Origin of the sequence: Mycobacterium sp., assembly GCF_039583805.1 — a bacterium.
Taxonomy (GTDB): Bacteria; Actinomycetota; Actinomycetes; order Mycobacteriales; family Mycobacteriaceae; genus Mycobacterium.
Genome location: NZ_JAVKSH010000090.1, coordinates 4,898 through 12,537, shown reverse-complemented (window position 1 = coordinate 12,537; position 7,640 = coordinate 4,898). Strand labels below are relative to the sequence as shown.

Here is a 7,640-nt window from a genome sequence, read left to right as displayed (position 1 = left end):
TGACAGCGGCGGGAATTGGGCCCGAAGCCCGGCGCCGGCTGTCGGCGCCGAGGATCGCCGAGATCGTCGCCGACGAGTTGCGGCGCCAGATCATCGACGGGGATCTGGCCGACGGTGATCTGCTGCCGCGCCAGGAGCTGCTCGTCGAACAGTTCAACGTCAGCCTGGTCTCGCTGCGCGAAGCACTGCGGATCTTGGAGACCGAAGGGCTGGTGTCGGTTCGGCGCGGCAACAGGGGCGGGGCGGTGGTGCACGCACCGGCCAAGACCAGCGCCGCCTACATGCTCGGCCTGCTGCTGCAAAGCGAGTCGGTGGGTATCGCCGATCTGGGCGCGGCCCTGCTCGAACTGGAGCCGGCCTGCGCCGCCCTGGCCGCCGGTCGCCCTGACCGTGCCGGCACCGTCGTTCCCGAGCTCAAAGAGGTCAACGACGCGATGGCCCGGCACCTCGACGACGGACCCCAGTTCACCGAAATAGGCCGGCAGTTCCATGATCTCGTCGTCCGCGGCTGCGGGAACCGCACCATCATCGCCGTCGTCGGCACCCTGGAGACACTGTGGACCAGTCACGAACAGCAATGGGCCGACCAGAGCGCGGAGCGCGGCACCTATCCGGCACTGCCCAAGCGCCGCGCGGTGCTCAACACCCACGTCAAGCTGACCGAGATGATCGAGGCCGGCGACGCCGACCGCGCCCGTCGCGTCGCCGCACGGCATCTGCGCGACACCCAGACGCACGTGTTGTCCGGCCGCTCCGACGAGCGCATCTACGCGCTCTCGCCGCAGGCCCTGTCGCGGCCGAGGGACAACCGCCGCCCGTAGGTCGCGGCCCGACGACAGGGACCCCAACGACAGGGACCCCAACGAAAGGGACCCCAACGAAAGGGACCCCAACGAAAGGGACTCCGTGAGAACCGCTTTGGTGATCGGTGGCAGCGGCGGGATCGGCCAGGCGTGTGCACGCGCGTTGTGCCGGCGCGGCTACGACGTGGTGCTCTCGGCGCGCCGTGACGGGCCGCTGCGGGCGGCGGCCGAGCAGATCGGCGCGCGTCACATCGCCGCCGATGCCTCCGACCCGGTCGGCTTCGAGCAGGCGATCAGGCCGCTGGAGGCGATCGACCTGCTCGTGCACGCGGGCGGGACACTGGGCGGGACCTATGCACGCAAACAAACCTTCGCCCAGTGGCGCGCGGTCATGGCGGCCAACCTGGACTCGTGTTTCGTGGTCACTGCCGCCGTGTTGCCGCGGATGCGCGCGGGCTCGCGGCTGGTGTTCGTCTCCTCCTCGGCCGCCCACGAGCCGATGATGGCGCGCACCGCCTACTCGGCATCCAAGGCCGGGGTGAACGCGTTCGCGCGCGCGCTGGCACTCGAAGTCGACCGCGACGGCATCAGCGTGCACGTCGTAACACCGGGCCCGGTGGAAACCGATATGTTGCTGGATGTTCCGTTCGAAATGTATGCGATCCAGGCCTCTGACGTCGCGGAGGCGGTCGCCTGGCTGGACACCGTGGACCCGTCGGTGGCGCTGCCGGAGATCCGGCTGCACGCGGTGCGCCGCGGACCGTTCGCCCGTGAGCCGGTGGTTCCTACCGAGGCTCACCGGAGGGCGGCGCCGGGAAATCCTTGATCACCGTTTCGCCGAATTCGCGCAGCGACTCCACGGCGGCGAAATCGGAGAACCAGACGTAGAACCGCTCGACGCCCTGGCCGGCCAGGCCGCAGAAGCGCCGGGTCATCTCGTCGGCGTCACCGCAGACCAGCCCCGGGCCCAGGTGACCGAAGCGCCGGACAGCATGCTCGCGGACGGCGTGCGGATCGGCGCCCTCGCGCACGAAGCCCACCATCTGCTGCACCGAGACCCGCGCGGGCCCGGCGGCGTCGATCAGCCGCGGCAGCCGGTCGATCTGGTTGGCCGGCACGTTCCACCAATCCGCGTACCGGCGGACCAGCTCCATCGTCCGGCGCCCGGTACCACCCAGGATCAGCGGGATCGGATGCGCCGGTCGCGGGTGTTGGGTCGGGCCGGCCTGCCCGCCGCGTCCCCAGCACTGCGCGATCAGGGCCAGGTCGTGCTCGAGTCGTCGCGCGCGAGCCACGGGATCCTGCTCGCCGATCGCGAATTTGGCGAACTCGTCGGGCCACGAGCCCCAGCCCAGACCCAGGTCGAATCGGCCGTCGGACGCCGCCGACAGTGTGACCGCGTGTTTGGCCAGCACCGCGGGATGCCGGAACGCGTCGCAGAGCACCAGATGGCCGACCCGCAGCCGGCTGGTCCTGGCAGCCACCCAGGTGGCGACACACGTTGCCTCCCAGATGGTTTCGTCGGGCAACCCGGGCACTTCGAGGTGATCGACGAAAGCCACCCCGTCGAAACCGCTGGCTTCGGCCCGACGGGCCCGCTCCACGATGTCGGCCACCGGCAACCGCACCTGAGGTAAGAACAGATACCACTGCGCCATGGCAGACCACGATACGGAGGCCGGCGCGCCGATTGACGCCTGTCCTACTAGTTTACTATTTTTATGATGATAGGCACGTGGTGACGCGCGAAGGGACGACGATGGACTACGACCTCGGCCCCGACGCCGCCGCACTACGGAAACGTCTGCGTGAGTTGATTTCCCGCCACATTCCCGAGGGCTTTCTGGGTGCCTGCACCGACAACCCGCAGGATCTCGCGACCACCGAGGCGTTCTGCAAACTGCTGGCATCCGACGGCCTGCTGGCCCTGGCGTGGCCGACCGAGCACGGCGGCGGCGGCGGTTCGATCTGGCAGCAGACCGTGCTGCGCGAGGAGATGTGGGCCCACCACGAACCCCGCGGCGCCCAGTACATGGGGATCAACTGGGTCGGGCCGGCCGTCATGCGCTACGGCACGGCGCAGCAGAAGGCCCGGCACCTCTCGGCGATCGCCGCCGGGGAGGTCATCTGGTGCCAGGGATTTTCCGAGCCGGAGGCTGGAACCGACCTGGCGTCGCTGCGCACCCGCGCCGTTGCCGACTGCGACGGCTGGCGGCTCACCGGACAGAAGCTGTGGACGTCCTACGCGCAGATGGCGTCGTGGTGCGCCCTGGCCGCATGCACCGATCCTGCTGCGCCGAAAGGCAAGCGGCTCAGCCTGTTTATGATTCCCATGGACCGTCCCGGTATCACCGTGCGGCCGGTCCGGTCGATGCTGGGGCCGCACCACCTCAACGAGGTGTTCCTCGACAACGTCGAGGTTTTCGCCGACGAGGTGCTCGGCGAAGTGGGCGACGGCTGGCGGGTGATGCGCGAGGCGCTGGCGTTCGAGCGCGTCGGGATCGCCCGCTATGCCCGCTGCGAGTCGCTGCTGCACCGGATGCACGCCGAGCTCGGCGATGACTGGGACCGGCTGCCCGAATCGACCCGCGCCCGCTGGGTGCGGGCGCTGGTCGACCTGCGGGTCGCCCGGCTGCTGGCCTACCGGGCGGTGGCACTGCAGGACGGTCCAGCGGCGGGCGCCGCGGCCAGCGCCGCCCGCATCGCGGCGACCACCTGCGATCAGCAGGTCGCCGAGCTGTTGTTCGACGCGCTGGGGCCGTCCGCGCTGGACGGCGGCGCCGCCGCGCCGTTGCACGGGGCGGCCGAAGATCACTGGCGCTACGCCCAGGCGGCCACCGTGGCGTCGGGAACCATCGAGGTCCAGCGGATGCTGGTCGCGCGCGACGTGCTGGGTCACGACACGTGAATACCGAACTGCCGGAGGATGTTAGGACGTTCGCCGCCGTGGCGGCCGAGCGATTCACCCGGTTCGGCGGGCCGCAGGCGGCGCTGCGCGCCGAGACCGACGACGAGCTACGGCTGCAGGCACGCCGGGCGTTGGCCGATCTCGGCGCATTCGACCTCGATCCGCGGACGAACCCGCAAGACCGGCTGGCCGCCGCGGTGCTGTGCCGGGCCGCCGGTGCCGCCGCACTGCCCTACCCCCTGGTCGACGAGCTGCTGGCCGTCGGCGGCGCCCGGCTGGCACTGATCGACCCCCAGGCGCCGCGGATCGACCACGGCGACCTGCCCGGCGACTGGCTTGCGACGGACCTCGACGGCAACTGCTATCACCCCCAACGTGCCTCGCGCACCACCGCCAAGCTGGGGCCGTTTCTGGTGCCGGCCACCCTGACCCGAGCCGGCGGCGCCGTGCCCGCCGTCGACGTCGACCTGCACCTGGTGCTGGGATCCTGGCGGGTTCTGGGTGCGGTGCAGCAGTTGCTCGAGATCACCCGGCGGCACGTGCGCACCCGCGTCCAGTTCGACCGCCCGCTGGCCGACTTCCAGGCCGTGCGGTTTGCCGTCGCCGATGCGGCGGTGGCGGTGCGCGGGCTCGACGAACTCGCCAAATACACCGTCTGGCATCTGGAATCGACGCCGGCGCGGGTCCGTTCGGCCGATGCGCTGGTGCTGCGGATCAAGGCGGCCGAGACCGCACGGCAGACGCTGCGAACCGCACACCAGCTGCTCGGCGCGCTCGGTTTCTGCGACGAGTCCGACGTCAGCGTGCTCGACCGTCACACCCAGCCGCTCATCCGGCTGCCGGTCAGCACCGACGTGCTGGCGCTGCGGCTGACACCGGGCGTGCGGGACGGCGCGCTGCAGACGTTGTTCAGCGAGCCGGCGTGACCGGCGGCGCCGGTGTCCCCTTCGGCGCCCGGCTGCACGGCCTGGCCGCGGACCGCGGCGACGAACCCGCCGTCGTCACCGTCGCGGCCGACGGCACCGCACACAGCCTCAGCTTCGGTGAGCTCGACGCACGGGCCAACCAGTGGGGACGGGCGCTGGCCGATGCGGGAGCTGCGGTGGGTTCGCCTGTCGCGCTTGTTATTCCGAACTCCGAGCAGCTTGTGTTGGCCGTCCTGGGCTGCTGGAAGATCGGCGCCGTCCCGGTTCCGGTGCGCTGGGACCTGCCGGACTGGGAGCGGTCACGGGTGCTGGACGTGATCCGGGCGGCCGTCGTCCTCGACGACTGCCGCCGGCCGGCACTGACCGCGAGCGCGTCGCGCCAGGCCGACGGCCCGCATCCGGCCGCGGTGTCGCCGGCCACCAGCGGGATCTGCAGCAGTGGGTCGACCGGTGTGCCCAAGGTGATCCTCAACCTGGCGCCGGCGGTCTGGACGCCGCAGCTGTCCCTGCCTTTCCTGGCCGCCTGGACACCGGTCGCCCGTCCGCAGACCATCCTGGTTCCCGGGCCGATGTACCACACCAACGGGTTCGCCGCGCTGACCAACCTGCTCGGCGGCGACCGGTTGGTGGTGCTGGAAAAGTTCGATGCCGCACTGCTTGTCGACGCGGTCGAGCGGTACCGGATCACCCACTTCACCGCCACCCCCACCATGCTGGGCCGCGTCGCGGCGCTGCCCGGCATCGGCCGGCGGGATTTCTCCAGCGTGGTGTGGATCCTGCAGGGCGCCGCCGTGCTGCCGCCCGCGCTGGCGCACACGTGGTTCGGCCTGCTCGGTCCGGAACGTGTCGTGATGGCCTACGGCATGACCGAGAACCTGGGCCTGACCGCGCTGCGCGGCGACGAATGGCTGACTCATCCCGGCAGCGTAGGCCGCGGCTTCCGGGACACCGACATCCGCATCCTCGACCCGCGGGGAAACCCGCTCGGCCCCGGCGAGCAGGGTGAGGTGTACCTGCGGGCGCCGATGAGCGCGGCGTACCGCTATCTGGGCGGGGCGGAGCCGCTGCCGTGCACACCCGACGGCTTCCGCTCTGCCGGCGACATCGGCCACCTGGACGCCGACGGCTATCTCTACATCGCCGACCGGCGCGCGGACCTGATCATCACCGGCGGCGCCAACGTGTTTCCCGCCGAAGTCGAATGCGCGCTGGCCGACCACGGCGGCATCGCCGACGTCGTGGTGCTCGGGCTGGCCGATCCGACGTGGGGGCGTCGGGTGCACGCCGTGGTGCAGCCGGCCGACCCCGCCACACCGCCGACCGAGCAGCAGGTGATCGCCTACGCGAAGAGCCGGCTGGCCGCCTACAAGGTGCCCAAGACGGTGGAGTTCGTCGACCGGATCCCCCGCAGCGCGGCGACGAAGATCAACCGTGCCGCGATGACCGCGGCCCGGGGCGGCTGATCCCGACCGTGCCCACCCCACGCGCACCGAACGTGAAACTGTTGCGAGATTTGGCCCTGATTTTCGCAATGGCTTCACGTTCGGTGCGCGGACCCGCCACCCCAGGGGACTTGACCAGGGCGACAACCCCCGACGAACGTTCCGGCGCAACGCCGACTCAATGGCTTCGCAACGCGACGCGATCGTTCACGAAAGCCGTTACCTGAATGACGATGTATTAGTATCGGCGCATGGCTGCCAGCCGCTCCGGCGCGCGGACCCGCCGTCCCACCCGGGCCGCGCCGGAGCCGCCCGCGGCCGGCGATTCCCGGGGGTGGACGTTCCTGACCAACCACGGGCACGTCTTGTTGTGCCTGGCCGGCGGCGAGCAGCTGACCGTCCGCGAACTGGCGTTGCGGGTCGGCATCACCGAGCGGTCGGTGCAGCTGATCCTTGCCGACCTCACCGAGGGCAGCTACCTGACCAAGTCAAAGGTGGGGCGCCGCAACGTCTATCGGGTCAATCCGCGTGGCCGCCTGCGTCATCCCGTGGAGGCCAGGCACACCGTCGGCGAGTTGATCGACGCCCTCACCTGACCCCGAGGCGGGTGCCACCGTCCGGGCGAGGTACCGCTCAGGTGAAGTAGTCCGGCCGGCTGACCTGGGTGTCGGAGACGAACATGACACCCGGGCTGGCGTCGAACAGCCGCCGCAGCCCGCTGATCAACGGCTCGGTCCGGTCCGGCGGGACGACGGTGATGAGCAATTCCAGCGCCGCCTGGTCGTTGAACAGCAGACGCCCCTGGTGGTGGCCGTGGTGGCCGAATCCCGAAACCCCGGACACCGCGGTGTAGCCGGTGGCCCCGCTCGCGCGGATCAGCTCGCGCACGGCGGGTGCCCGCTCTCCGGGAATGACGACCTCGATCTTGGTCATCCGGGTCAGGCCGTGATTCGGATCGCTCATCGGTTGGCTGCTTTCGGGTAAGGGGCGGTCTGCCAGCCGCCGGCGGTGCGCAGCAGCCACGGATCGCCGTGCTGCTCGCGCGCGGTCATTGTGATCCATTCATTGTCCAACAGTTGCTGCAGCACCGGGTTGCGGTCGATGATCGCGTCGATGCGCGAGATCGGCGCCTGCACGATCGCCAGCAGCCGCAGCGGCTCGTGCACCAGCCGGTCTCCGACGGCCACCGACTGCCAGGGCAGCCCCAGCTGCAGGTCACCGTTGTGGCCGGCGAGCACGCCGGCGGTGCCGACCACGTTGTGGATTGTCTTGGTGCCGGCGCCGAACACCTCCGGAGCGACCGTGGAGAAGTAGTACTGGTGGTTGATCCACTGGGCCACGATCAGCGGGGCGGTGAGGATGGTCTCCAGCCCCGCGCCGCCCGGGTCGACCGCGGCGTCGTAGGAGTGCAGGAACGCCCGCCGGCCCAAGTCGATGCCGGCGGTCATGGTCCGCGGCCCCACGATGAAGCAGGCATTGCCGGCCAGCCCCCATTCGGGGTAGACCTGCGCCCAGTCCACCGATCGGGCGCGGACCCGGCGCACCAGCCGGGGCCGGGGCG

At 70.7% G+C, this 7,640-nt stretch carries 9 protein-coding genes; 6 read left to right on the top strand and 3 right to left on the bottom strand.

Features of this window, described 5'->3' with window-relative positions; all coding sequences use genetic code 11:
• Both ABDW21_RS12815 and ABDW21_RS12810 read left to right on the top strand, forming a co-directional pair.
• A partial coding sequence (locus ABDW21_RS12815; RefSeq protein WP_343710522.1) for an FCD domain-containing protein occupies positions 1 to 821 on the top strand: 821 nt, incomplete at its 5' end.
• Between the two features lie 85 nt (positions 822 to 906).
• The gene (locus ABDW21_RS12810) at positions 907 to 1,629 is read left to right on the top strand and encodes an SDR family oxidoreductase (protein WP_343710521.1); all 723 of its coding nucleotides are present in this window, start codon (positions 907 to 909) and stop codon (positions 1,627 to 1,629) included.
• Here the strand turns inward: ABDW21_RS12810 and ABDW21_RS12805 are convergent.
• Positions 1,589 to 2,461, bottom strand: coding sequence for an LLM class flavin-dependent oxidoreductase (locus ABDW21_RS12805; protein ID WP_343710520.1), 873 nt, complete (start codon positions 2,459 to 2,461; stop codon positions 1,589 to 1,591). The genes ABDW21_RS12810 and ABDW21_RS12805 overlap by 41 nt on opposite strands.
• A 101-nt stretch (positions 2,462 to 2,562) precedes the next feature.
• Between ABDW21_RS12805 and ABDW21_RS12800 the strand changes: the two genes are divergently transcribed.
• The 4 genes from ABDW21_RS12800 to ABDW21_RS12785 all read left to right on the top strand — a co-directional run bounded on the left by ABDW21_RS12800 (position 2,563) and on the right by ABDW21_RS12785 (position 6,675).
• The gene (locus ABDW21_RS12800) at positions 2,563 to 3,711 is read left to right on the top strand and encodes an acyl-CoA dehydrogenase family protein (RefSeq protein WP_343710525.1); all 1,149 of its coding nucleotides are present in this window, start codon (positions 2,563 to 2,565) and stop codon (positions 3,709 to 3,711) included.
• Positions 3,708 to 4,637: an acyl-CoA dehydrogenase family protein gene (locus ABDW21_RS12795; RefSeq protein ID WP_343710519.1), complete on the top strand. Its 930-nt coding sequence runs from the start codon at positions 3,708 to 3,710 to the stop codon at positions 4,635 to 4,637. Before ABDW21_RS12800 ends, ABDW21_RS12795 begins: the two co-directional genes overlap by 4 nt.
• Positions 4,634 to 6,100: an AMP-binding protein gene (locus ABDW21_RS12790; RefSeq protein ID WP_343710518.1), complete on the top strand. Its 1,467-nt coding sequence runs from the start codon at positions 4,634 to 4,636 to the stop codon at positions 6,098 to 6,100. Before ABDW21_RS12795 ends, ABDW21_RS12790 begins: the two co-directional genes overlap by 4 nt.
• 230 nt (positions 6,101 to 6,330) lie before the next feature.
• Positions 6,331 to 6,675, top strand: coding sequence for an ArsR family transcriptional regulator (locus ABDW21_RS12785; protein ID WP_343710517.1), 345 nt, complete (start codon positions 6,331 to 6,333; stop codon positions 6,673 to 6,675).
• Positions 6,676 to 6,712: 37 nt separating this feature from the next.
• Here ABDW21_RS12785 and ABDW21_RS12780 read toward each other — a convergent pair whose 3' ends face one another.
• Both ABDW21_RS12780 and ABDW21_RS12775 read right to left on the bottom strand, forming a co-directional pair.
• Positions 6,713 to 7,042, bottom strand: a complete 330-nt coding sequence (locus tag ABDW21_RS12780) for a DUF190 domain-containing protein (protein WP_343601709.1) — start codon at positions 7,040 to 7,042, stop codon at positions 6,713 to 6,715.
• A partial coding sequence (locus ABDW21_RS12775) for a putative inorganic carbon transporter subunit DabA (RefSeq protein WP_343710516.1) occupies positions 7,039 to 7,640 on the bottom strand: 602 nt, incomplete at its 5' end. The genes ABDW21_RS12775 and ABDW21_RS12780, both read right to left, overlap by 4 nt.

Coding starts and splice junctions, on each gene's coding strand:
- ABDW21_RS12805 (WP_343710520.1), bottom strand. CDS start 2,461: ATGGCGCAGTGGTATCTGTTCTTACCTCAGGTGCGGTTGCCGGTGGCC.
- ABDW21_RS12800 (WP_343710525.1), top strand. CDS start 2,563: ATGGACTACGACCTCGGCCCCGACGCCGCCGCACTACGGAAACGTCTG.
- ABDW21_RS12785 (WP_343710517.1), top strand. CDS start 6,331: ATGGCTGCCAGCCGCTCCGGCGCGCGGACCCGCCGTCCCACCCGGGCC.
- ABDW21_RS12780 (WP_343601709.1), bottom strand. CDS start 7,042: ATGAGCGATCCGAATCACGGCCTGACCCGGATGACCAAGATCGAGGTC.